Below are 23,122 nucleotides of genomic sequence, written 5' to 3' on the forward strand. Positions count from 1 at the left end.
CATGGAAATTCGGCCGTACGGCAAATGAAGGACGTTGGATCAGTGGATATCGGCGGGACGAAATTGCAGCACCAGAATCTGCTGGTGACGCTGTTTGGCTTGTATGGCGAAACCTCAGGTGGATCGTTCCCCGTTTCAGCCATTGTCGAAATGTTCGACGCGCTGGGAATCCGTTCTCAAGCCATACGGTCAACCCTTTCGCGCTTGAAAAGCAACGGCGTGCTCGTAAATGAGCGAGCGCGCGGCGAATCCCACTACCAGCTATCGGCCGAGGTGCTGGACAGCTTCCGCAAGGATGACCGGCGGATCTTTGCCCCGTCCCGTTCTTCTTCCGGAGAAGCATTGATTTTGGCCATTTTCTCGGTTCCCGAGAGTGAGCGGAATCGCCGCTACGAACTTCGCAGCGAGTTGGCGAGCATGGGCTTCGGGATGGTGACTGGCGGGGTAGCCGTGGGCCCGCAACTGGCCTTCGAGCAAGCCAAAGCCCGCCTAGACGCACGAGAGCTGACCAAGTATGTCGAGTTCTTCCGGGCAGATTACATGTCGCCTGAAGAAATCCGGGACCGGGTGGCCCAATGGTGGGATCTTGAAGCGCTGGACCGGCAGTATACGGACTTCCTCCAGCTATATGTCGGGCGTTTGGGAAGCTGGCAACTACAACTGGAAGGACCTTTCGATTCCTTCGAGCAGCGCATTGAACTGGAGCGTGCGGCCTTTTCTTTCTATGTCCCGATGCTGACCAGATGGCGTCGATTCCCTTACCGAGACCCGAACCTGCCCTTCGAGTACCTGCCTGAAGGGTGGAAGGCCCCGCAAGCCAAGAAGACCTTCCTGACATTGCATGCGTTGTTGGCCCCGCATGCGGAGCTGTACGCGAACCGGCTACTCGGCTCGCGCGTCGGCTAGCACTTTCCCCATCCAGGAGCGTACGTCCTGCCAGTGGTGCTGTTGCGGGTCGATGATCTCGAAGTGGTCGAGTTGCTGATGGAACATTTGGTCCGGCTGTGCTTTTCCGGCCAGGTCAAGCACGTACTGCCGCGTGTGCTCCAGCGGGACCCTGTCGTCGTTGGCCCCATGGACCAGGAGCATCGGCACCTCGGGCGGCAGAGCCTGGATTGGCGAGGCCATGCGGTAGATCGCCGGAATCTCAGCCGGGGAACCGCCGAAGTATTCCTTCGCAGCATCCTCGCCTAGTCCCTCTGCATGCACCTTGGCCGCGTCGGTGACCGGGGCGAGGGCGATTACGGCCGTTGCCAGACCGGAGTTGAGCAGCGCCAATTGTCCGCCGACCGAATGCCCAATGAGGATTACCGTGTCCGGACGCCCCTGACGGCGTAGTGTGCCGCGCACGAGCGCGATGGCCTTGGCTGTATCCAAAGACGGGATAGGCCAGGAATGCTCCGGTCCACGCCGGTATTCGATATTGGCTACGCTCCAGCCCGAACGCAGCAGGTCGTCAACCAGCGGCTGCATCACGCCGGCGGTGATTCGTTGGCGCCAATAGCCGCCATGCACCAAGACCGCAGTGCCCGCAGATGGTCGCCGATCCGGGTGCATTAGTGAGACATATTGGTCGGGGTGCTCCCCATAGCTGAAGACTTCGGTTTCCTGCGACTGATCCGGCACTGCGTTGTTCCTTTCATCAAGCAGTGGCCGGCGGGGAACCCCGCCGGCCATCTAGACATTTCTAGCAGTGCTACTCCGCACCGGGTACGGAACCCGGCGGCAGGAAGTTCACGTCGCGCAGGGCTGAGCGTCGGACAACTTCCTCCGGATCGGCCAAGTTGTGCAGTTCGTCGAAGAGTGTGGACAGCTGGCCTGCGGGGCTGACCCAGAACAGCGATTTGCCCGGTGCGCCATCCTTGACGTAGTACGCGTGTGGAAGGCCCATCGGCATTCGGACCGTATCGCCGGGTCCGGCCTTGAACCATTCTCCATCCAGGTAGAGGGTGTAGGTGCCTTCCATGATGTAGATGTGCTCATCTTGGTTAGGGTGCACGTGCGGGGGGACGCCTGTGCCGGTGGGATCCAAGGACAGCCATGCAAAGCTGCTGGAGCTCTCGACCTTGGACAGATAAGTGTGGCCCAGGACATTCCACGTCTTGTTGCCCATTGATTCGCTGGCCAAGGTGATGCCCTTGGGCAAATCGCCGAGAATGATTTCCTGGCCTTGTTGCTGTTCCATGTTGACTCCTAGGAAGGGTAGATAACTGGCGCATTCAGCATGACATGAATCACATTGGATATGCAATAGGTCTTGCGATCGCAAAATCTGCTGTATATGCTTTCTAACACTTCGGCCAATGTCGCCGGATTCTTCACTACCCTCGCAATTCACGCATCGTGGTCGATGGGACCCTTTGCTGCACTCCACGAGTAAGGCACCAATGTGAATAACACTCAGGCAACAGGAATGAGCGTCTATACGCTCGGCACCGGAGGCGGCCCGATCGTCTCCAGTTCCCGTGCTGGCACCAGTACGGCGATTCGGGTCGATGGGGCAACCTACGTGATCGACTGCGGCATGGGAAGCATCCGCAACTACCGCGCGCATGCCGATTGGGGCGAATTGCGCGCGGTGCTGCTGACGCATCACCACTCGGACCATATCTACGACCTCGGCTCCTACTTGGTGACCGGGTGGCAAGTTCCGGGAGAGTCCTTCACCCGTCCTATTCAAGTATTCGGCCCCGGCCGGCCCAACCGCATCCCCGCGCTTGACGGGGAGCATGAACAGCAGATCGCCGCACGCATCGCCGAACGGGAAATGACGAGCACCGAGGAAATTGTGGATGCGCTGCTGGACAGGGTCTTCTCTTCTGACGTGGTAATCCGCATGGCCGATGAAGGACGCGACGAACCACATGAATGGATCAGATCGCAGAACATCCAGATTCCTGAATCGGCAGGTGCCTGCGCCGTGGACAACCGGCATCCGGATATGGAACCCTTCGAGATCTACAGTGATGAGCTGGTGACCATCTCCGCAATCCTGGTCGACCACCGCCTCTGCTTCCCGGCTTTTGCCTACCGCATCGATTCGCAATACGGATCGGTCGTGGTCTCCGGCGATACCGCTTACTCGGAGAATTGCATCAAGCTTGCCCGGGGCGCCGACCTATTGCTTCACGAGGTCATCGACCTGCCGGGCATCCTGGCGACATTCCCGGATGGCCCGACGCGTGATGGCATCGAGGTGCACCTGCGCGAGTCGCACACCCCGTACAGCGAGGTAGGCAAGGTCGCCGCGAAGGCCGGAGTTGGTGCTCTGGTGCTGCACCATATTGTTCCCAACACCCCTGGCGCCGCCGATTTGGAGGCTATGCTGGAGACCGCACGCGGTGATTTCTCCGGGAACGTAACCATCGCCGAAGACAATGACGTCTACAGCGTCGGCCCGGTAGCGGTGGAAATCTCCGCTGCAGAATCCAATGGGAGCTTGGTATGAGCACGACGCAGAATCTCGCTGACCACACGTTGCGTGCTGCCATTGCCAACGGCAAGATGAACCGGCGCGCCTGGCTGGTTACCGGCATGCTGGTGCTCTTCCAGATCGTGAACTTCGCGGACAAGGCAGTCCTCGGGCTTGTGGCGGATCCTGCCATGCGCGAACTGGGGCTAAGCGCCGGCCAGTTCGGTTTCATCGGCAGCGCCTTTTTCTTCCTCTTCGCCATCGTCGGCATTGTTGTCGGTTTCCTGGCCGGAAAGGTATCCACCCGTTGGATCCTGCTGACCATGGGTGTTGCGTGGGCCGTGCTGCAGTTCCCGATGCTCTTTGGCGGAGGCGCGGCCATCCTCCTGGTCACACGCATCCTGCTGGGTGGCGCGGAAGGGCCTGCGACTCCCATTTCGCTGCAGCATGCCCATGGCTGGTTCAACGCCAAGGAGCGAGGCCTGCCCAGCAGCGTCATCGCTGCCGGCTCCACGTTGGGGCCGATTGTCGCTGCTCCCATCCTGGCATGGATCATCGCCAACCCGGCGCTGGGCTGGCGCTGGGCCTTCGGCTTCCTGGGGATTTTCGGTCTGATATGGAGCCTGGGCTGGCTGCTGGTAGGCCGCGACGGACCCTATAGCCATGCGAAGCCGGGACCTTCGAAGAACGACTCCGTTGCTCATTCCGGGGCCCATGCTGAATCCGCCGCAACAGGCGAACCGCAGCAGGAACAACCGGCAGCGCTTGATCCCGAGGGCAAGGGAAGCATTGCGGATTCTTCCGATCTGCTGAAAATCGTCCCGATACGACGCGTCCTTGGCTCGTGGATGTTCGTGGCGGCGGTCCTCGCGGGTGCAGGTTGCTTCTGGGCCCAGGGATTCTTGACCACCTGGTCGCCGAAGTACCTGGGATCCGTAGTGGCGTTGAGCCCGGAGATGATCGGCTTGGTTTCGACCTTCCCATGGGTGGTCGGCGCCATCGCGTTGCTGGTCCTGGGCTTCGGCTCCCGCTACTTGATGAAGCGCGGGGTGACTGTTCGCTGGGCCCTGGGTGCGCTGTTCGGCGCTACGCTGCTGATCTCGGGGATCTGCTTCTCGATCCTTCCGTTCCTCTCCGGCTACGCCGCCGTGGCGATGCTGACCCTGGGCGCAGGAACCGCCATGATCTACCCGCTGGCTCCCACAGCGATCGCATTCAGTGTCTGTTCCAAGCAGCGTGCGGCTCTCATGGCCACGTTGACGGGCCTGGCCTCAGTGGGTGGCGTGGTCGCTCCGGCAATGGTTGGCGGCTTGATGGATCGCGCAGGCTACATTCCCAGCCCGAAGGGCGTGGCCGACTCGGCGGAGATGGCAGGGCTGCTGGCCCAGGGCATGAATACCTCATTCGGGATGATCGGCATCTATCTGGTCATCGTCGGCATCTTCTGCGTCCTGATGCTCAATCCGGATCGGACGGCCCGCAAGCTGCAGACCAGCTTCACGTTCACCGGCTAGCACTGGCCATCGAGATAGCCCTAACTGGGCGGCAAAACCCCATCTGCACAATGTGTGGATGGGGTTTGCTGATCGCTCCGGTTCTGCCGCTCAAGCTCGGAAACGTCTAGTTGCAAGGTGCTGCGCTGGCTCGCTGCAGATGCGATAAGCCAAGCAGGGGGTCCTGCCAAGGGCGCGGTGGCAAAGGGGTGGACGCAGTAAAAGGACAGGCGAAGTAGGGGGCAAATGCATCTATGCTCAACGTTGGGAATCGCACGGAATAGATGCATCCGGGAGTATTGCAAGATCACTTGATAGAAAGCGAAGTCCGCATGCTGCAGCGTCGGCATGGATCAAGGATGGGCTGGCTCGGTTTCAGGATGGACAAGAAAGAACCGTGGCACACCACCGCCAGGGGGTATGCCACGGTTCGCGGCCGAAGGCCGCGGACGAGAGAAGACCAGTATTATTCGGAGGCCAGCGCCCGCTGCGAGTCAACTGGCTGCGGTGCGCTTACGGTGATTTGCGGAGGAATCAGTGCCACAGAAATTGCGGCGATCACGCCGACGACAGCAAAGAATACGAAGTTGAACTCGAAGCTGATTCCTGTTGCCGCGATCCAGCCGCCGATGATGGGACCAGAAATTGCGCCGATGCGGGCGAAGGACAAGGCCCAGCCTGTGGCTGTGCCGCGCTGCGCGGCCGGATAGTAATCGGCGATGTATCCGGTGAGTACCAGCGAGGTAGAAATCGATCCGATGCCGGCAAAAGCCACGAAGAACAGGTTGACCAGCATGGTGTTGGGGAACATCAACAGCAAGATGCCGCCAGCGCCGAGCAGGTAGAAGATCACCAGAATTGTCTTCTGCCCGTACTTGTCGGCCAGGAAACCCAGCGCCAATCCGCCGGCAGCCGAGGCAAGGGAGAAGACCAGCAAGAAGGTCAGCGAGGAACCGAGGTTGTACCCTGCGCTGCGCATGATCTGCGGCAGCCAGGTATTCAAGCCATAGACCAGGACCATGCCGCAGAACAGCGAGATCCAGAAGAAGATCGTCGAACGCAGGTACGTGCCGGAGAACATGGAAGCCATGACTTGGCGCCAAGGGGCTTTTCCGGCGGGAACCGGCGGCGCAACGGGTTCGTAGTTGCAGATGCCCTGCCGGGCGGCCAATGCCTTGGCTTCGCTGATCCGGCCCTTGGACACCAGATACTCAAGGGACTCCGGAAGCATCCAGGCAACTAGCGGAAGCAGCACGACAGGAAGCGCACCCACCGCGATGACCCCGCGCCAGCCCAGGGTGGGCAGGAGCGACATGGCGACCAAAGCAGCCGCGACGATTCCCAGTGAATAGCCCGAGTACATGATTCCGTAGTTCAGCGACCGCTTCTTGGGTGGCGAATACTCGATGGTCAACGCAGCGGCCACCGGGATGATGCCGCCCATGCCCAGTCCGCCGATCAGCCGGAAGAGGCCGAACATCTCCGGGGTCGGGGCTAGCGCGGCACCGGCCTGGGTGATGGTGAAGACCAGCATGGCCAGCAGCAGCATGCGCTTGCGCCCGATGATATCGCTGAGCGTGCCGATGAACAGCGCGCCGAAGAGCATGCCCACCAGCGCGTAGGCGCCCAGCCCTCCGAGCTCCATGGGGCTCAGCGACCATTCCTTGTAGTCTGCCAATGCCGGGAGCACTGCACCGAGCACGCCAACATCGTAGCCTTCAGCCAGGATGGCGAGCCAGCACGCGAAGAGCACCATTGTGGTGGTTCGTTTGGGGATTTTCCAATCCGCGGATGCGGGGGAATTTTGCATCTTTTCACTCTCCTTGGGTGGGTTGGGCGGAATTCGGTGAACACCAATAGGATTATCACGTTAAAGTGACGTGCGTTACAATAGCAATACAGAATAATTGAGGGGGATCTTGATGCCGAATTCCGCTAGGGCAGATGAACCGAGCGAAGTGCCGCTGCCTCCGGCTGCCGACTTCATTGCTTCAGGAATCGCGGGAACGTCGCTGGAGCGCACTATCGAGTGGGTGGATACCGATGCTGCAGGACACCAGCACAACTCGGCCATCCTGCGCTTCGTCGAGGCGGCCGAAGCCAAGCTGTTCCGTGAGGCCGGTGCGCAGTCCTACTTCTCCATCTCGCCGCGAGCCAGGCATGAGGTCGACTACCGGGCCAAGCTGTATTTCGGCCAAGTGGTGACCGCGGCGGTGCGCGTGGAAAAAGTTGGACGCAGCTCCATGACCTTCGGATTCAAGGTCTGGGGACATCCGCATCGAGATCGCGGGCTCGTTGTTGCCGCCGAAGGCCGCTTTGTAACCGTGTGTGTTCCTGTCGGCGCGGAGGGCTCGGCCCCCTGGCCTCAGGAAATCCTCGAGAGTATCGAGGCTGGTTCCTGACTTGGATTCATCCCTCGCTCGCGTACCACCAGGCGTGAGTGCCCGTCCGTGCATTGTGGATCATGGTCTCATTTGGGCATGTTGTTGGTTCCTGGTGGCGCGACTGGTAGATTGAACCTAATTTGGTAAATGTGACGATCGTCATAATTACACTAGGGTTCACATGGCCCTGGATCACCTTTGCCCGAGGAGACGCAATGCCTGCCATAGAAGAAGCCGATCTGAACACGATGCTGACGGCGTTGGCCGCCGGCACCATCCACGTCCACGACTTGACTGCTCCGCTGTCGGACACCACACCGACCTTGGTGTTGCCAGATCCGTTCTCGAACCTGATCGATTTCAGCCTCGAGGAGGTTTCGGCCTACAACGAGCTTGGTCCGTTCTGGAAACACCACAACATCCATACGGGTGAACATATCGGAACCCATATCGATGCGCCGATCCATTGGGTTTCAGGTCGAGAAGGCAAGGATGTGTCGCAAATCGATCCGCAACGGCTAGTGGGTCCGGCAGTCGTGCTGGACTTCAGCGAACAAGCGGCAGCCGATCCGGATTTCCTCATTGATGCCGTGCACCTGCACCAGTGGCAAGAGGACCATGGAGCCTTCCCTGCCAATGCTTGGCTCCTGTTCCGTACAGGGTGGGAGAAGCATGACCATGACAAGCAGGCTTTCTTGAATTTCGACGCGTCCGGCTCGCATACGCCGGGTTTCACCTCCGAATGCGCCAAGTACATTGCTGAGGAACTGGACATTTCCGGTATTGGTGTGGAGACCGTGGGAATTGACGCCGGCAGGGCCGGTGAACTAGATCCTCCGTTCCCCATGCATTATTTCCTGCTCGGTGCCGACAAATACGGAATCACCTCGCTGAAGAATCTGGACAAGCTGCCGGCTTTCGGTGCCATGATCGTCGTCGCCCCGCTGCCCATCGTCGGAGGCACTGGTGCGCCAACCCGGGTACTGGCAATGGTTCAGAAATGAGGTTCCGGCGACCCGTGGCCACCGGCATTGCGCAGAAAGAGAGGAAAACCAATGAATGTCGCTGAACTAGTTGGCAAGACCTTGGCCGAACTCGGAGTGGGACATTCCTTCGGGGTGGTTGGCAGTGGAAATTTCGCTGTCACGAATGCGCTGATTGCGAGCGGTGTGCCGTACACCGCTGCTCGGCATGAAGGCGGAGCAGCGACGATGGCCGACGCCTATTCGCGCACCAGCGGCAAGGTTTCTGTGCTGTCGGTGCATCAGGGCTGCGGCTTGACTAATGCCGCCACGGGTATTGGCGAAGCTGCCAAATCCCGCACGCCGATGATTGTGCTCGCGGCCGAGGCGGCACCTAGCGCGGTGTACTCGAATTTCGCCATGGACCAGGATGGGCTAGCGGGCTCTATCTATGCCATTTCCGAACGCGTGCACAGCTCCCAAAGTGCGGTGGCCGATACAGTTCGTGCTTACCGCAGGGCTGTCAACGACCGGCGGACCGTGGTGTTGAATCTGCCACTGAACATCCAAGGCCTCGAAGCACCGGAAGTCCCTGCTGCAACCGAGATCGTTCCGATGGAGCCGATTCGCCCATCGCGTGCCGCGGTGCGGGCACTGGCAGTGCTGATCGAGAATGCCCGGCGCCCGGTGTTCATCGCCGGACGTGGCGGACGCGGCGCCAAGGCAGAGATTCTCGCGCTTGCTCGGCACAGCGGGGCACTGGTGGCGACCTCGGCGGTGGCCAAAGGCTTGTTCAATGGCGAGGAATTCAGTCTCGGGATTTCCGGCGGGTTCTCTTCGCCGCTGGCTGCGGAGCTGATTTCCGGCGCGGATTTGATTGTGGGATTTGGCTGCGCCCTGAATATGTGGACCATGCGCCATGGACGTCTCATATCCGATGGCACCAAGGTAGTGCAGGTGGATCTGGAAGAGCCCGCGCTGGGAGCGAATCGTCCCATCGATTTGGGCGTCGTCGGCGACTCGGCGCAATGCGCCCGCGACGTGCTGGAATATCTTGAGGCGCAGCGGATGCCGATGCGCGAAGGCTACCGCACCTCTGCGGTGCGCCAGCGGATCGACGAAGGCGCCAACTGGAGTCATGTTGACTATCGGGATCTGTCCACGGAAGACTGCATCGATCCGCGAACCTTGACCAAGGCGCTGGATGAGTTGCTGCCGAAAGAGCGCCTCGTCAGCGTGGACTCGGGCAACTTCATGGGGTATCCCAGCCAGTTCCTGTCAGTTCCCGACGAGCACGGTTTCTGTTTCACCCAGGCATTCCAGGCGATCGGCCTGGGGCTGTACACCGCTATCGGTGCGGCGCTGGCCCAACCCGGCCGTTTGCCAGTGTTGGGTACCGGCGATGGCGGATTCCACATGGCCATCGCCGAACTGGATACTGCGGTCCGGCTGAAGCTGCCACTTGTGTGCATCGTCTACAACGATGCCGCCTACGGGGCGGAAGTGCATCATTTCGGCGAGCCTGGCACGGAACAGAATATGGATTCGGTGACTTTTCCGGACAGTGATTTCGCAGCCATCGGCCGTGGCTTCGGGGCTGATGGCATCACGGTGCGCACGCTTGCGGATCTCGCAGCGGTCGCCGAGTGGCTAGGCTCGGATCCCGACCGGCCGCTGATCATTGACGCGAAAATCGCTTCGGACGGCGGCGCCTGGTGGCTCGCGGAGGCCTTCAAGGGGCACTAACCCTGTGCAGGAATAGCGGTTGCTGCTTGGATACCCTGGCGCGGCGTGCACAAAGTGCGCAACGCCGGGGTCTTCTTTTTTCGCTAGAGGGCGTCGCTGACGTTCTAGACATTGCGCGCCTGGCCTATAATCCGATCGCATCTTGCCAGGCGCAGGTTCCTGCATGCGCCAGCGCTATGCGCTTGCGCATCTGGAAATACAGGGCAGAGGCAACAAAGGCGAATCGCAAGCCGAGGAGCAGTGCGATGGAGAGCTGCTGGGCGAACAAAGCCGGTACCAGCATTGATGCTGTCGTCGCCAGGGGCAATCACGCTCAGCTGGCGCGAACTACGTTATCTCGATAATCCGGGTTCACGCTGCGCGAGTCGAGTACGGGAAGATTTCGTTGAACAGTCCAACGGAGGTTCGGTAATGGATTGGGATCCCGGCCAAGCGGTGCGTAGTGGTTCCCAGCGAGGCAAAAGCACGCAGGTCCGGCGGCCCTGAAGGGGCCACCGGACCTGCGGTGCGCAGCAACAGCTAAACGCTGGTTACCAAATTAGAAGTAGCGGATTCATTGGAAGGAGTCCAGCGCAGATGAGTTTGCTCCAGTTCCTCTTCTTGGCGGACCAGTGAGAGCCGAGGGCGGACGGCATCCGTGCGCGCGGCAGGCGGCTTGCGGCGTCCAGCCTTGAACTGCAGCGGCCACGTTGCGCCGTCGCCGATGTAATCCTGTTCGGCAGCTGCTTGCAAGGTCCACTGCGGGTTGTACAGGTGGGTGCGGCCCAGTGCCACCAGATCCGCGCGGCCCGCCAAAAGGATCGAATTCACGTCGTCGTAGGAGGATACGGCACCGACAGCGATGACCGAGGCTCCTGCCTGTGCGGCAACCTGGTTGCGGATCTTGTCGGCGAACGGGGTCTGGTAGCTGCGCCCGAAGGCCGGCTTCTCGTCCTTCACAATCTGCCCGGACGAAACATCGATAAACTGCGCGCCGTGGGCGATGAACGCTCGGGAGATCTCAACTGCGTCATCGTCGGTATTGCCGCCCTCGGCCCAGTCGGTGGCCGAAACGCGCACGCCGATGGTCTTGTGTGCTGGCCAAGCTTGGCGGACCGCATCCAGCACTTCCAGCGGGTAGCGCAACCGGTTCTCCAGGCTGCCGCCGTACTCGTCGGTGCGCTGGTTGGACAGCGGGGAGAGGAAGGACGAGAGCAGGTAGCCGTGGGCCATGTGCACTTCCAGCACGTCGAAGCCTGCGGCATCGGCACGGCGGGCCGCGGCGACGAACTGCTCGCGCACCTCGTCCATCTGCGCACGGTCCATTTCCACCGGTACGTGGCAGCCTTCGCCATAGGGGAGTGCACTAGGGGCGATGACTTCCCAGTTGCCTTCTTCCAACGGCTGGTCGATGCCTTCCCACATCAGTTTTGTCGAGCCCTTGCGGCCAGAGTGCCCCAGCTGCACGCCGATCTTGGCATTCGAGTTTCCGTGCACGTAGTCGGTCACGCGCTTCCAGGCTTCTGCCTGCTCATCGGTGTACAGGCCGGTGCAGCCCGGGGTGATGCGCCCGATATCAGAAACGCAGACCATTTCGGTCATCACCAGCCCCGCTCCACCCATTGCCTTGGAGCCCAGATGGACCAGGTGGAAGTCACCGGGCACTCCGTCGGTGGCCGAGTACATGTCCATGGAAGACACCACTATTCGGTTCACCAGGTCGGTGTTGCCCAATCGGTGCGGCTGAAACATCGCTGGTGCCGCGGAAGGTGAAGCGTTGAGTCGAGCGAAGTTCTCGTCTACCTGCTGTGCAAATCCGGTATCGCGCAGCTTGAGATTCTCATAGGTGATGCGCCGCGAGCGGGTGAGCAGGTTGAAGCAGAACTGAACCGGGTCCTGATCCTTATACTGGCCAATGTTCTCGAACCATTCCAGCGAGGCCTGGGCCGCGCGCTGGGTGGATTCCACCACCGGGCGGCGCTCGGTCTCGTAGGCGGCAAGTGCCGAGTCCACGTCGGCATGCTCATGCAGACAGGCTGCGAGGGCCAGGGCATCCTCCATGGCCAGCTTGGTGCCCGAGCCGATGGAGAAATGGGCGGTGTGCGCGGCATCGCCCAACAGCACGATGTTCTCGTGGCGCCAATTCTCGTTGCGTACCGTGGTGAAGTTGATCCACTTCGAGTTGTTGGTCAGCACTTGGTAGCCGGCCAGTTCCTCGGCGAAGATCTCCGCGACCTTGTCCACCGACTTCTGGTCACTCACGCCGGGGGCGAAGACCTCATGCTCGGTCTCATCGAATCCGGCCGCACGCCAAACATCCTCGTGCATTTCGACGATGAAAGTCGAACCCTCGTCGGAATATGGGTAGCCGTGGATCTGCATGGTTCCGGCATCAGTTTCCTTGACAAAGAATTTGAAGGCCTCGAAGACCTGGTCGGTACCCAGCCACATGTACTTGGAAGTCCGCGGATCTAGGGTGGGCTTGAAGGAAGCTGCGTACTTGGTGCGCACCGCGGAATTCAGCCCATCGGCCGCGAGCACCAGATCGTAGTCGGCCGCCAGCTGCTCAACATCCGGGGCAACGGTGGAGAAGCGCACATCCACGCCCAGCTCGAGGCAGCGGCGCTGCAGCAGCTGCAGCAGTTCCTTGCGGCTCATGGCAGCGAACCCCTGGCCACCCACGGTGTGCATCTGGCCTCGGAAGTGGATATCGATGTCGCTCCAGCGGGCGAAGCGCCGGGACATGTACTCGGCAACCACCGGATCGGCATTGCCGATGCCTCCGAGGGTCTCATCGGAGAACACCACGCCGAAGCCGAAAGTGTCTGATGCGGCATTGCGTTCCCACACGGTGACATCGTGGTGTGCATCCAGCTGCTTCATCAGGGCCGCGAAGTACAGGCCGCCAGGGCCGCCGCCGATAACTGCAATCTTCATGGTGTGTCCTTTCATCAGCCCCGGAGGGCGATTGGGCCGTGGCCCGAAAATTTTCTGGGTAGTTTTATGCGACCGGCGAGCTGTTGAAGGCCTCGCGCAACTTGAAGTGCTGCAACTTGCCGCTGGGATTGCGCGGCAACTCGGTGACGAAGCGGATTTCCCGCGGATACTTGTATGGAGCGATCGTTGCCTTGACGAAATCCTGCAATTCCTTGGCCTTGCCGTCATCAGCCTGGGCACCTTCGACCAGGACTACGAATGCGCAGACGATCGATCCGCGATTTGGATCAGGGCGGGCGACTACCGCGTTTTCCAGCACCTCGGGATGCTGATCCAAGGCTTGTTCGACTTCCGGTCCGCCGATGTTGTACCCGGAGGAGACGATCATATTGTCGCTACGGGCCTGGTAGGTAAAGTAGCCGTCCTCGTCCCGGGAGAAAATGTCCCCGGTGATATTCCAGCCGTCTTCCACGTAGCTGGTCTGCCTCGGGTCATCCAGATAGCGGCAACCGGTCGGCCCGATGACTGCAAGTCTGCCGGGTTCGTTGTCCGCGGCTTCGTTGCCCTCGGGGTCCAGCACCGTGGCGCGGAATCCAGGAATCGCCTTGCCGGTGGTTCCCGGCTTGATGTCCGGGCCGGAGGCAGAGACGAAAACGTGCAGCATCTCGGTGGAGCCGATGCCGTTGACAAGTTCCAGTCCGGTGGCTTCCCTAACCTGGTGCCAGGTGTCGGCTGGCAGGTGTTCTCCGGCAGAGACTGCGATACGCAAGGACTTGAGCATCTCGGCCTTGCCGTTCTTCAAGATGGCCCGGTAAGCGGTCGGCGCGGTGAACAGGATCGTTGCCCCCGCCGCGTGGGCTTGTTCGGCCAGCTGCACCGGGGTGGCGCGTTCGGTCAGCAGCGAACTGGCACCGAAGCGCAAGGGGAACACCACCAGCCCGCCCAGCCCGAAAGTGAAGGCCAACGGCGGGGAACCGGCGAAGACATCGTCCTTGGTCGGTTCCAGGATGTAGCGGGCGAAGGTATCCGCATTGGCCAGGATGTCGCGGTGGAAATGCATGGTGATCTTCGGAACGCCGGTGGTTCCCGAAGTCGGTCCCAACAACGCCACATCGTCCGCGGCCGTGGCCACCGCGGCGAATTCGCCGGACTTCGCTGCAGCTTTGCGGACCAGATCCTTGGGTTCCGCCCCGCCATAGCTGATCACCGGGTAGCTGCCGCTACTGGCCGTGAGCGCATCCTCGGCGAAGCGATGATCGGTGATCATTGCCATCGGCTGGGTCAGCGCCGCCAGTTTGGCTATCTCTGCGGAGCGCAGGGCCGCCATGGTGGTCACCACGACGCCACCGGCCTTGACCACGCCGAGCCAGCAGGCCACGAGCCATGCATTGTTCGGTCCACGCAGCATCACCCGGTTTCCTGGTACCAGCCCGTAGTCCTCGACTAGCACCTGGGCTACCTGGTTAGCCCGCTGGAGCAGCTGTCCATAGCTCAGGCTGGTGCCATCGGGTGCCAGCAGTGCCGTGCGCTCAGCGCCGAACTGCTCGACAGCCTGGTCGATCAATACTTCGGCGGCATTTAGCCGGTCCGGGTACTGCAGCTCGGGCAGCGTGAATTCCAGCGTGGGCCATAATTCCGGTGCGGGAAGATGATCTCGGGTAAAGCTATCATCATGTGCTGAAGGTGAAAGTTCCATGAGGCAACTCCGTTGGCAGATTCGGTGGAAAGTCCTAGTGGGCATTCCGCGCGGGGCGGATCATTCCTTCTTGGGCTACGGTGGCAAGCAGCTTGCCATCGCGGGCATAGAATCGCCCGATGGCCAAACCACGGTTGTCTTGGCTTGAAATGGCTTCCTGGGCGTAAAGTACCCATTCATCCATCCGCCCTTCGCGGTGGAACCACATGGAGTGATCCAGGCTGGCGGTCACCAGTCCTTCGTCTCCCCAGCTCAACCCGAGGCTGCGCATGATCGGCTCCAGAATCGTGTAATCGCAGACATAGGCCAGCGCTGCCTTTTGGATCACCGCATCATCGGGCAGCGGGGAAAAAGCCCGGATCCAAACGGCCTGGCTACCGGTCTTCTCGCGCTCGCCGGGAAGGTAGATCGCTTCGGGAACATGGCGCATGTCGAAGCTGCGGCCCCCGGCCCAGTATTTGGCGGCATCGCCTTCGACGCCCTCCAATACCTGGGCTGCGCTGGCCAGTGACTGCGGATCCAGATCAAGGGAATCGCCCGGGGCGTCAATTGCATATTCGGCCCCTTCTTCGGGCACGTGGAAAGATCCCAGTGCGCAGTAGACCGGCTTGCCGTTCTGGAAAGCGCGCACTTGGCGGGTTGAATAGCCACGGCCATCGCGCAGATGCTCCACCTCGTAGCGGACCGGTTGGTGCATATCCACGGGCCGCAGGAAGTAGGAATGCATCGAGTGCAGCTTGCGGTCTGTGCCCACCGACTTCATCAGCGACAGGGCGCCCTGGGCGACCATGTCGCCACCGTAGGCCTTGGGCCACGGCACGTACTGCGGAGTGGCGGTGAAAGCCTGGTCGAAGACTTCGGCCTCGCACTCGGCCATGTTGATGGCGTCCAGGAAAACCTGGGCGGACAGTGATGTGGTGTTCATGCTCGGCGGTATCCTTCCAAGGTTTCGTCGGCGACATCGGGCAGGTTGACCACGATGTTCTCCGGGGTCCTGGCGGTGAGCCATACCAGTTCCTCGGTGACCGACATGTTGGCCTCGACATGGGGCATGAACGGAGGGACGAAGACCCAGTCGCCGGCTTTCATATCTGCGTACTGCTCGTAGTTCTCTCCGTAGTAGATCCGGCCGTGCCCGCGCAGCACGTAGCCGCCGGTTTCCGCCTCCCCATGGTGGTGCGGCAGGGAACGGTAGCCAGGGACGTTGGAGACCTGTCCGAACCAGATCTTGGTGGCCGGGGTGTGCTGGATGCTCACGCCGGAGACGCGGATGCAGTCACCGGACTGTGCGGTGTTGGTGTCCTCGGATCCTGCCCGGGTGACTACGGGGACAACCTGTCCATTGTCGGAGGCGTAGATCGAGTTATCGCCCTCGGTGCGGTAGGTCATGGGTGTTTCGGTCATGATGTGCTCCTTCGGTGTTGGTTGCTGGATGCTGTTGATGGTCATTGGGATAGGGCTGGGCTGTTTACCCGGATCCGGAATTTGTTGGAGAGGATGCCGATACCGGGGATTTCGGTTTCTATCCGGTCCCCGTCAGCGAGGAATCGCGGTGGTTCCATGCCCATCCCGACTCCTCCGGGGGTCCCGGTCAGTACGATGTCTCCGGCACGCAAAGTGGTGAATTCGGAAATGTAGCTGATCAGCCGCGCCGCGGAGAAGACGAGCGTCGAGGTGTTGCCGCGCTGCACTTCCTCGCCGTTGATGCGGCAGATGACCTCCGCCCCGGCAACCGGGTCGATCTCATCTGCCGTAGCCAGCACGGGACCCAGGGGAGTGGTGCCATCGAAGGCCTTGCCCTGGAACCATTGCAGGGTGCGGCGCTGCCAGTCGCGCATCGAAATATCGTTGGCTACCGTGTATCCCGCAATAGCGGCCTGGGCTTCTTCCAATGACGCTGAGGATGCATCTGAACCAAGCACAACTGCCAGTTCCGCCTCCCAATCCACATTGGTCGAGGAAGCGCTGGAGATCTCCGCGTCGGGATCTGCCAGGGTGTCTGCGAACTTTGCGAACAGTGTGGGGTAGTCGGGTAGTTCGCGTCCCATTTCAATGATGTGTTCGCTGTAGTTCAGCCCGCAGCAGACCACCTTTGCGGGTGCTGGCAGCGGATTGAGCAGCCGGGCCTGCCCCGCTGGGATGAGATCGTCTGCGGTGCCGGATGCCAGAGTTTCTGCGGCGGTTGCTTTCCAGTCCTGACGCTTGATGAACTCGCTAAGATCGCCAGCTGGCAGGGGCAGGTATCCCTGATCGGTCTGGATTGCCGCCAGGCTCTTCCCGCCGGCGTTGATCGTTGCGAGCTTCATGAGTGCGTTCCCTTTGTTCGTGAGTGAAAATCTATGTGTCGACTTTTTTACCGTCGTCACGTAAGCTCAATGTAGCACGCATCACAAAGATGGCGCTAGAGCTAATTGGGGCAAATTTCATGCACCCGGTACAAGGAGTGGGAAATGACTGAAACCAAGCTGCACCGCAACGAGACGATCAACCCGGCATCCATGGCAAAGCCCTCTGGATATGCCCACGGAGTTAAAGCGGGAGATACTGTCTATCTCGGCGGCCAGACGGCGCTGGACAAGGACATGAATATCGTTCCCGGTGGCATTGTGGAGCAGTTCAAGCAGGCTTTTTCAAACGTGCTGACCACCTTGGTTGAAGCCGGGGGGCGTCCGGAGGATCTGACCAGTGTGACCATATACCTGACTGATGTGGATGATTACATGGCACATGGCAGAGAAATTGGGCGCCTTTGGCGCGAGATGGCCGGTTCGGAATATCCAGCAATGGCCGGAATCGGGGTCAGCCGACTGTGGCAGAAGGAAGCCCTGATTGAAATCCAGGGTGTGGCTGTCATCCAGGACCGCGACTAGCCCCGGAATGCGGAAAAGGGCTGCGAAACCAATCGGTTTCGCAGCCCTTTTTCTTGTGGCGAGAAGGCAAGGATCAGCGTTGTTCGCTAATCACCCGTTGCACATGCCGTGACGCGAGCGGCGACAATAGGGTATGCAGGTCTTTGAATAACGCTTCTGCCTTCAATGCGTTCCAACCCTCCGGGAGCAACTCGGCTGGCAACCCCGGGTCGGAGTAGGGGAATCGGCGCCACTGTGTAAGCAGTATCAGATGGTCAGCGAAGCCCTGAGCATCGAGCTCAGCGCTCTGCTGCGTATTGGCGCGTTCCTTCCAGAATTCCAGCAGTCCCTGATTTTCCTCTAGGAATTCGGAATACATTGCTTCCAAGGTTCCTAGATCCCACCAAGAATTCAGGTTCTCTCGCAACTGCACGCCGCCGATGTGCTCGGCCAGGAAGAACTCGAAGTACTTGTCCAAGCCATGCCGGGTAAAGTAGCCCAAAGCGGGGTCCTTGGCATGTTCCGGTGCTATCCAGAGTCCGGGAACCACCGAACCGAAGCCCATGCGCACCAAAGCGGAACGAATCTTGTGCCGGATATTGCGCTGGGTTTCGGGGACCGTGAAGGTTGCCAGCAGCCAGCGATCTTCGGCCGTTGCCCGGCGCGGATGGAAGATCCGCTCGTCGCCTTCGGCGAAGGTAGTCAGCACCGATTCGGACAACGAGTATCCATTGCGGCCGCGGACTTGCACGCTTTCGATTATTCCGCGCTTCTTCAGCCGTGAAATCGAGGAACGAGTACCCGCAGGCTCGACTCCCACGTCCTGCATCAAGGAGATGATTGCTGCCACCTGCAAGGCTCCATCATGCTGGCGGGCATGCATTCCAAAGAGCGAAACGATGAGCTGGTGGTGGCGGGGCATGGAGACCTCTACTGCACCGACGTGTGGTTTTGCCTGTGCTGTCATGGAACTGTCTCCCTTCGATGCTGGTGTAACAATAATAGAACGAGCCTTCAGCCTGCGGTCGCGTCGGCGGCCTGCTAGACCAGATGCTTGTCGAAGAACTCGCGCAGCTGGACGCTCTTCTGCTTGGCGATGTCATCCCATTCGTCGATCGACGCCGAGTCGTCCGCGTAATCGGATGGGATCTTGAAGATCTGCAGCGGGACATTGAAGCGCTGGCAGATGCTGGCGTAGGCGTAGCCTTCCATGTCGACGAGCGAGGCGCCCAAAGACTTGATGTGGATGCGCTGTTCGTCATTGGAAACAAAAACGTCACCGGTAGCCATGGTGGCCTGGAAATCAGGAAGCAGAATTTCACCTGCGGGATCCACATCCGCCGAAGGCAGCGGGAAATCGTGCTGGATCAGCTTGGTGACCTGGTAAATGGTGTCCAGGCTCGGGCGATCTTCACCGGCATGACCTACAACGCCGGCGGTGCCCAGTACTACGACGTTCTTGATGTTGCCCTCAGCGAGCACTCCAGCCAAGGCTACCGATGCGTTGATCTTGCCAACACCGGAAACGATGTGCTCGACATCTGCAAAGGCTACGGCTTCGTCTGCGTGCGCAAAGACGAGCAAGGACTTCTGGTCCGACATGAACTTCCCCTCTAAAGAAATCTGCTCGGGGAGTGCTGCCCCGAACGTCCTAAGAAGTCTATCGGTTACCTCCTTCGCTGAGGTCTCGATTCGCCGGACGGTGAGCAGATAGACTTTGCGTATGAGTGATATTGAACTTGCTGAAGTTGAAAGCTTTGCCCTGGACCACACCAAGGTGAAGGCGCCGTATGTGCGCAAAATCGGGGTGGAGCACGGTCCCAAGGGCGATGCCATCACCAACTACGACATCCGTCTAGTCCAGCCAAACCACGGTGAGATTCCAACGGCTGGCCTGCACACCATCGAGCACACCATGGCTGGTTTGCTGCGTACCCGAATTGACGGCCTGATTGATTTCTCCCCATTTGGCTGCCGCACCGGCTTCCATATGATCTTGTGGGGCGAACCGACCCCGGCGGTTGTCGCCGCTGCCATCAAGAGCTCGCTGGAAGACATTGCCGAGAAGGTTACCTGGGAGGATGTTCCGGGAACCGAAGCCGTGAGCTGCGGTAATTATCGTGACCATTCACTGCACTCGGCGCGCGAATGGGCGAAAGTCGTCTTGGAACAGGGCATCAGCCTTGACGCGTTCGATCGTTCCAAGATTGCCTAAGCAGTAGCTTGAGAACTGGAAATCCCGTGTGTTCCGTTGGGACGCGCGGGATTTTTCCTTGCCTGGCTGTTTCCTTGCCTGGCTGTTTCCTCGCCTGGCAGAATGGTAGCCGCCAAGCAGTAAATCAGCCGCACAATCACTGTGAGCAGTCGGTAGCATGAAGACTATGCGCAGAGTTCTTTCCTTGGCATCAGTACTTGGCGCCATGTCGTTGGCTATTAGTGGATGCATGAATTTCGATGCGGCAAGGACATCCAGCATCGGTGAGGAATGCCAATCGGCAATCCAGCGGCAGAACGAAGCCTGGTCCGATCCTGAATCATCCCAAGAGATGATTGGCGAAGCCGAGAAAAAGTCGCTTAGTGCTTGCAAGGACCTCGATGAGTGGAGCACTGCTGTCTCCTATAATCCCGGATCAATGGGATATCCGGAATTGAGTACAGAAGATGCCGCGAATACGGTATACCTTGCCTGTGCCTCCAGTGACCCGGCGCGGCAGACCCCAGTTTGCGCTGATGCTGCGAAACGCGGGTATCTCGATGCGACATGATCTGCAAATCTGCCTGACGGTATTTCGAAAGCCGCGGTTCGATCTCGAAATCTCCGAGAATGTGATTGCCCCGTCACCAATGAGCTATTGCTTTCAAATGGCGTTTCTATGGGAGAATGAAAGACAGTGTACTTAGCTTGAAATCGCTATTCTCGACGAATTAAGGACGTATATTCGTGGCCATGATTCCATTGCCGTTGCATTCGGTGGAGACCACGCAGTTTTCTCCGATTGACCCGGCGGACCCGACGTTGGTCCACCGCGGCGAAGGCGGCTCTGAAGTCCGGCGCAGCATCCTGCCTGGTGGCGTGCGGGTCCTGACGGAAGCGATGCCCGGACAGCGATCCACCACTGTGGGATTCTGGGTTCCGGTCGGTTCCCGTGACGAAGAAGCAGGACACTACGGCTCCACGCACTTCCTGGAGCACTTGCTCTTCAAGGGCACTGCAAAGCGCACTGCCTTGGAAATTGCCCAGTCCTTCGACGCTGTGGGCGGCGAATCGAACGCAGCCACCGCCAAGGAATCGACATGCTATTACGCACGGGTGCTGGACACGGATCTGCCAATGGCGCTGGAGGTCATTGCTGACATGGTCACCTCAGCGGTGATCGATCCGCAGGAACTAGAGCAGGAGCGCGGGGTGATCATCGAAGAGCTTGCAATGGATGCAGATGATGCGATGGACGTCGCCCACGAGCGCTTCGTTGCCAACGTCCTGGGCGATCACCCGCTGGGACGGCCTATTGGCGGAACTCCAGAAGAGATCATGGAGATCTCCCGCGAGGCAGTCATGGAGCACTACCGCGCGCACTACCGTCCAAGCGAGCTGATTGTTACTGCCGCAGGTTCCCTGGAGCACGACAAGCTGTGCGAGCTGGTTCTCAAGGCGCTGGCTGAAGCCGGCTGGGAACTGGACCCGATGGCCGTACCGGAGCCACGCCGCATGGGCGAGCCGGCACAGATCACCTCGAAGGCCGGGTTGGTAGTCATCAACCGCCCAGGCGAGCAAGCCAATATCATCATGGGCTGCTCGGGCATCACCGGCCACGACGACCGGCGCCAGGTGCTCGCGGTGCTGAACGCTGTGCTCGGCGGCGGCATGAGCTCGCGCTTGTTCCAGGAAATCCGGGAGAAGCGCGGACTGGTGTACTCGACTTATTCCTTCTCCGCCGCCTATACGGATGCCGGATACTTTGGCATGTACGCCGGTTGTGCCCCGGCCAAGGCGGCTCAAGTTATCGGGTTGCTCGGCGACGAGCTGGATCGCTTGGCCAAGGACGGCATCAGCGAGTCTGAATTGGCGCAGGCCAAGGGCCAGCTATCCGGGGGAACAGTGCTGGCCTTGGAAGATCCCGGAAGCCGCATGTCCCGTTTGGGCCGGGCAGAAATGATTACCGGTGAATTCCAAGACATCGACGAAGCCTTGTCTCGAGTCAACGCAGTCACCGCCCAGGACGTGCAGCAGCTGGCCCAGGAACTGGCGGCCAAGGATCGCGTAATCACCGTGGTAGGACCGTTTGAGAATGAAGCCGCGCTAGGCCTTTAGAATCCACCGGCAGCGCCCCTTGAATCGAATCTGAGGATCTTGATTCACGGGGCACTGCCGTTTTATTTGTTCAAACTGCGGCTTCGACTAGCGCCGCAAGCTCGGGCGCGTGGGAGAAATTGAACCCATGCGCACCATGGTGCATGACAGTAAGCTTGGCTTGCGGAGTTTTGGCGACCAAGCGAAGACCGAACTCCGGGGGAGAGAGCAGATCCCGGGTGCCGCATACGACATCAACCGGGCAGTGCACCGTGCGGAGCAAATCGATGGTGGAGTAATCCAACATCTGGGCACAGCTTTTGGCCCACCAGGGGATACCGCAACGCAGGTAGTCGACAAGCAAGATCGCCTTCACCGAGTTCAACTCATACGGTAAATCCTCGAAGAGCCGGCGTGCCTGCCTGAAGAGCGTCGCCTCGCGGTCGTTGACCGCGGGAGCTGCAATGATCAGGTGCTTGACCAGGTCCGGCCACGCGCGAGCCAGCTCAATGGAAACCTGCGAACCCATGGAATGCCCGAGGACAATTGCGTTCTCCACCTTCAGCTCGCGCAACGCCAGTGCCACTTCGTGTGCAAAACGCGGTACGGTCACCGGGCGACCATCATCGAGATTCTTGCCATGGCCGGGCAGCTCGGGAACGATCACCCGATGCGTCTGCGCCAAGATGTTTGCCAGCGGAGTGAAATAGCGGCTGGAAGCTCCGAGCCCATGCAGGAGCACCACGTCAGGCCCCTGGCCCGCGACGCGAACCGAGAGCCTGGTTTTCAAGGATTCGGGCAAATGCCCAAAGTACTCGTGGCGCACGCCAGCCTTTCATCGTGCGAAAAGTGCGCACATACTATCAGTAGGGAAAATCGACACGCTCGCCAGAAATGGCGAGACGAGCACCAAGGGAGCTAGCCGCCCACCCCGGTCGAATGCTGATTAATGGCGGAACGGAGATCTTCCGGGAAGAGTTCTTTCACGTCTTTTTCGTAGTCGGAACCGTCACTTGGACGACGCAGTTCTTGCCCGTCGATGCGGAATGGGAAGGCGTCGGCTTGAGCCGCGGCATCCGCGGATTCCTGGCTATCGGGTGCGCAGGTAGCCCAGCCGTAGGTCGTGGAATCCTCGATTCGGAAAACTTCTACCTGGCATGTCGGTGAATCGATAACTGTTCCCTGCTCTTGGACGATATCGATGATTGATGCTCGTTCGCCATCCGACAGGGTGATCGGTTCGCTGCCAGAACCGCAGGAAGTGCATGCGAAGGTCGCGGCGAGGATTGCACCGATGCCGAAACCGATACGCTTAATTTTCTGACCCATGGCCCTGCTCACTATTTGGGAACTCCTGACACATATTTTTCCCC

23 protein-coding genes are annotated in these 23,122 nt (G+C 60.1%); 10 read left to right on the top strand and 13 right to left on the bottom strand.

Going from position 1 to position 23,122, the window contains the following annotated elements:
* Positions 1-42: 42 nt before the first annotated feature.
* Positions 43-906 (top strand): PaaX family transcriptional regulator, encoded by an 864-nt coding sequence (locus JOE62_RS06630; RefSeq protein WP_338085760.1) that lies wholly within the window; start codon positions 43-45, stop codon positions 904-906.
* On the opposite strand, the gene JOE62_RS06635 is transcribed toward JOE62_RS06630, so the two are convergent.
* Together JOE62_RS06635 and JOE62_RS06640 are read right to left on the bottom strand one after the other, a co-directional pair.
* Entirely contained in the window at positions 883-1,626 is a 744-nt protein-coding gene (locus JOE62_RS06635; protein ID WP_204721297.1) for an alpha/beta fold hydrolase, read from the bottom strand. The genes JOE62_RS06630 and JOE62_RS06635 overlap by 24 nt on opposite strands.
* A 70-nt stretch (positions 1,627-1,696) precedes the next feature.
* On the bottom strand, positions 1,697-2,185 hold the full coding sequence (locus JOE62_RS06640) for a cupin domain-containing protein (protein ID WP_038989627.1): 489 nt from the start codon (positions 2,183-2,185) through the stop codon (positions 1,697-1,699).
* Positions 2,186-2,413: 228 nt separating this feature from the next.
* On the opposite strand from JOE62_RS06640, the gene JOE62_RS06645 reads away from it, so the two are divergent.
* Together JOE62_RS06645 and JOE62_RS06650 are read left to right on the top strand one after the other, a co-directional pair.
* On the top strand, positions 2,414-3,448 hold the full coding sequence (locus JOE62_RS06645) for an MBL fold metallo-hydrolase (protein WP_204721299.1): 1,035 nt from the start codon (positions 2,414-2,416) through the stop codon (positions 3,446-3,448).
* Complete coding sequence (locus JOE62_RS06650) at positions 3,445-4,926, top strand: MFS transporter (RefSeq protein WP_204721301.1); 1,482 nt, start codon at positions 3,445-3,447, stop codon at positions 4,924-4,926. Before JOE62_RS06645 ends, JOE62_RS06650 begins: the two co-directional genes overlap by 4 nt.
* A 445-nt stretch (positions 4,927-5,371) precedes the next feature.
* Here JOE62_RS06650 and JOE62_RS06655 read toward each other — a convergent pair whose 3' ends face one another.
* Entirely contained in the window at positions 5,372-6,715 is a 1,344-nt protein-coding gene (locus JOE62_RS06655; protein WP_204721303.1) for an MFS transporter, read from the bottom strand.
* 112 nt (positions 6,716-6,827) lie between these two features.
* Here JOE62_RS06655 and JOE62_RS06660 point away from each other — a divergent pair, with 112 nt between their 5' ends.
* The 3 genes from JOE62_RS06660 to JOE62_RS06670 all read left to right on the top strand — a co-directional run bounded on the left by JOE62_RS06660 (position 6,828) and on the right by JOE62_RS06670 (position 9,997).
* A complete protein-coding gene (locus JOE62_RS06660; RefSeq protein ID WP_204721306.1) occupies positions 6,828-7,307 on the top strand; it encodes an acyl-CoA thioesterase in 480 nt (159 codons plus the stop codon).
* Between the two features lie 197 nt (positions 7,308-7,504).
* A complete protein-coding gene (locus JOE62_RS06665) occupies positions 7,505-8,293 on the top strand; it encodes a cyclase family protein (RefSeq protein WP_204721308.1) in 789 nt (262 codons plus the stop codon).
* Positions 8,294-8,344: 51 nt separating this feature from the next.
* On the top strand, positions 8,345-9,997 hold the full coding sequence (locus tag JOE62_RS06670) for a thiamine pyrophosphate-binding protein (protein WP_204721310.1): 1,653 nt from the start codon (positions 8,345-8,347) through the stop codon (positions 9,995-9,997).
* 124 nt (positions 9,998-10,121) lie between these two features.
* Here JOE62_RS06670 and JOE62_RS06675 read toward each other — a convergent pair whose 3' ends face one another.
* From JOE62_RS06675 to JOE62_RS06700, 6 genes are all read right to left on the bottom strand, one after another.
* On the bottom strand, positions 10,122-10,280 hold the full coding sequence (locus JOE62_RS06675; protein ID WP_204721312.1) for a hypothetical protein: 159 nt from the start codon (positions 10,278-10,280) through the stop codon (positions 10,122-10,124).
* A gap of 236 nt (positions 10,281-10,516) precedes the next feature.
* The gene (locus JOE62_RS06680) at positions 10,517-12,913 is read right to left on the bottom strand and encodes a bifunctional salicylyl-CoA 5-hydroxylase/oxidoreductase (protein ID WP_204721313.1); all 2,397 of its coding nucleotides are present in this window, start codon (positions 12,911-12,913) and stop codon (positions 10,517-10,519) included.
* Positions 12,914-12,977: 64 nt separating this feature from the next.
* Entirely contained in the window at positions 12,978-14,609 is a 1,632-nt protein-coding gene (locus JOE62_RS06685; protein ID WP_204721315.1) for an AMP-binding protein, read from the bottom strand.
* A gap of 34 nt (positions 14,610-14,643) precedes the next feature.
* Positions 14,644-15,534 carry an acyl-CoA thioesterase gene (locus tag JOE62_RS06690; RefSeq protein WP_204721318.1) on the bottom strand — a complete coding sequence of 297 codons (891 nt, stop codon included), beginning with the start codon at positions 15,532-15,534 and terminating at the stop codon, positions 14,644-14,646.
* The gene (locus tag JOE62_RS06695; RefSeq protein ID WP_038990080.1) at positions 15,531-16,013 is read right to left on the bottom strand and encodes a cupin domain-containing protein; all 483 of its coding nucleotides are present in this window, start codon (positions 16,011-16,013) and stop codon (positions 15,531-15,533) included. Before JOE62_RS06695 ends, JOE62_RS06690 begins: the two co-directional genes overlap by 4 nt.
* A gap of 41 nt (positions 16,014-16,054) precedes the next feature.
* A complete protein-coding gene (locus JOE62_RS06700; protein WP_038989617.1) occupies positions 16,055-16,915 on the bottom strand; it encodes a fumarylacetoacetate hydrolase family protein in 861 nt (286 codons plus the stop codon).
* A 144-nt stretch (positions 16,916-17,059) separates the two neighbouring features.
* Between JOE62_RS06700 and JOE62_RS06705 the strand changes: the two genes are divergently transcribed.
* The gene (locus JOE62_RS06705; protein WP_038989616.1) at positions 17,060-17,479 is read left to right on the top strand and encodes a RidA family protein; all 420 of its coding nucleotides are present in this window, start codon (positions 17,060-17,062) and stop codon (positions 17,477-17,479) included.
* A 73-nt stretch (positions 17,480-17,552) separates the two neighbouring features.
* Here JOE62_RS06705 and JOE62_RS06710 read toward each other — a convergent pair whose 3' ends face one another.
* Positions 17,553-18,425: a PaaX family transcriptional regulator gene (locus tag JOE62_RS06710; protein WP_038989615.1), complete on the bottom strand. Its 873-nt coding sequence runs from the start codon at positions 18,423-18,425 to the stop codon at positions 17,553-17,555.
* 74 nt (positions 18,426-18,499) lie between these two features.
* The gene (locus JOE62_RS06715) at positions 18,500-19,060 is read right to left on the bottom strand and encodes a phosphorylase family protein (protein WP_204721320.1); all 561 of its coding nucleotides are present in this window, start codon (positions 19,058-19,060) and stop codon (positions 18,500-18,502) included.
* A gap of 121 nt (positions 19,061-19,181) precedes the next feature.
* Between JOE62_RS06715 and JOE62_RS06720 the strand changes: the two genes are divergently transcribed.
* The 3 genes from JOE62_RS06720 (at position 19,182) to JOE62_RS06730 (ending at position 21,770) form a co-directional block, all read left to right on the top strand.
* Positions 19,182-19,673, top strand: coding sequence for an S-ribosylhomocysteine lyase (locus tag JOE62_RS06720; RefSeq protein ID WP_038989613.1), 492 nt, complete (start codon positions 19,182-19,184; stop codon positions 19,671-19,673).
* Positions 19,674-19,857: 184 nt separating this feature from the next.
* Positions 19,858-20,223: a hypothetical protein gene (locus JOE62_RS06725; RefSeq protein WP_204721322.1), complete on the top strand. Its 366-nt coding sequence runs from the start codon at positions 19,858-19,860 to the stop codon at positions 20,221-20,223.
* Positions 20,224-20,399: 176 nt separating this feature from the next.
* Positions 20,400-21,770, top strand: coding sequence for a M16 family metallopeptidase (locus tag JOE62_RS06730; RefSeq protein ID WP_420842175.1), 1,371 nt, complete (start codon positions 20,400-20,402; stop codon positions 21,768-21,770).
* A 70-nt stretch (positions 21,771-21,840) separates the two neighbouring features.
* On the opposite strand, the gene JOE62_RS06735 is transcribed toward JOE62_RS06730, so the two are convergent.
* A complete protein-coding gene (locus tag JOE62_RS06735) occupies positions 21,841-22,575 on the bottom strand; it encodes an alpha/beta fold hydrolase (RefSeq protein ID WP_204721324.1) in 735 nt (244 codons plus the stop codon).
* A gap of 92 nt (positions 22,576-22,667) precedes the next feature.
* A complete protein-coding gene (locus JOE62_RS06740) occupies positions 22,668-23,078 on the bottom strand; it encodes a hypothetical protein (protein ID WP_204721326.1) in 411 nt (136 codons plus the stop codon).
* Positions 23,079-23,122 lie beyond the last annotated feature (44 nt).

It is taken from the genome of Glutamicibacter nicotianae, assembly GCF_016907615.1.
In the GTDB taxonomy this organism is placed as follows: domain Bacteria; phylum Actinomycetota; class Actinomycetes; order Actinomycetales; family Micrococcaceae; genus Glutamicibacter; species Glutamicibacter nicotianae.

Excerpts from the sequence above, each read along its gene's own strand:
- JOE62_RS06645 (WP_204721299.1), top strand. The coding sequence starts at position 2,414 with ATGAGCGTCTATACGCTCGGCACCGGAGGCGGCCCGATCGTCTCCAGT.
- JOE62_RS06710 (WP_038989615.1), bottom strand. The coding sequence starts at position 18,425 with ATGACAGCACAGGCAAAACCACACGTCGGTGCAGTAGAGGTCTCCATG.
- JOE62_RS06680 (WP_204721313.1), bottom strand. The coding sequence starts at position 12,913 with ATGAAGATTGCAGTTATCGGCGGCGGCCCTGGCGGCCTGTACTTCGCG.
- JOE62_RS06720 (WP_038989613.1), top strand. The coding sequence starts at position 19,182 with ATGAGTGATATTGAACTTGCTGAAGTTGAAAGCTTTGCCCTGGACCAC.
- JOE62_RS06695 (WP_038990080.1), bottom strand. The coding sequence starts at position 16,013 with ATGACCGAAACACCCATGACCTACCGCACCGAGGGCGATAACTCGATC.
- JOE62_RS06740 (WP_204721326.1), bottom strand. The coding sequence starts at position 23,078 with ATGGGTCAGAAAATTAAGCGTATCGGTTTCGGCATCGGTGCAATCCTC.
- JOE62_RS06705 (WP_038989616.1), top strand. The coding sequence starts at position 17,060 with ATGACTGAAACCAAGCTGCACCGCAACGAGACGATCAACCCGGCATCC.
- JOE62_RS06650 (WP_204721301.1), top strand. The coding sequence starts at position 3,445 with ATGAGCACGACGCAGAATCTCGCTGACCACACGTTGCGTGCTGCCATT.
- JOE62_RS06660 (WP_204721306.1), top strand. The coding sequence starts at position 6,828 with ATGCCGAATTCCGCTAGGGCAGATGAACCGAGCGAAGTGCCGCTGCCT.
- JOE62_RS06675 (WP_204721312.1), bottom strand. The coding sequence starts at position 10,280 with ATGCTGGTACCGGCTTTGTTCGCCCAGCAGCTCTCCATCGCACTGCTC.
- JOE62_RS06700 (WP_038989617.1), bottom strand. The coding sequence starts at position 16,915 with ATGAAGCTCGCAACGATCAACGCCGGCGGGAAGAGCCTGGCGGCAATC.
- JOE62_RS06685 (WP_204721315.1), bottom strand. The coding sequence starts at position 14,609 with ATGGAACTTTCACCTTCAGCACATGATGATAGCTTTACCCGAGATCAT.
- JOE62_RS06670 (WP_204721310.1), top strand. The coding sequence starts at position 8,345 with ATGAATGTCGCTGAACTAGTTGGCAAGACCTTGGCCGAACTCGGAGTG.
- JOE62_RS06690 (WP_204721318.1), bottom strand. The coding sequence starts at position 15,534 with ATGAACACCACATCACTGTCCGCCCAGGTTTTCCTGGACGCCATCAAC.
- JOE62_RS06640 (WP_038989627.1), bottom strand. The coding sequence starts at position 2,185 with ATGGAACAGCAACAAGGCCAGGAAATCATTCTCGGCGATTTGCCCAAG.
- JOE62_RS06655 (WP_204721303.1), bottom strand. The coding sequence starts at position 6,715 with ATGCAAAATTCCCCCGCATCCGCGGATTGGAAAATCCCCAAACGAACC.
- JOE62_RS06665 (WP_204721308.1), top strand. The coding sequence starts at position 7,505 with ATGCCTGCCATAGAAGAAGCCGATCTGAACACGATGCTGACGGCGTTG.
- JOE62_RS06715 (WP_204721320.1), bottom strand. The coding sequence starts at position 19,060 with ATGTCGGACCAGAAGTCCTTGCTCGTCTTTGCGCACGCAGACGAAGCC.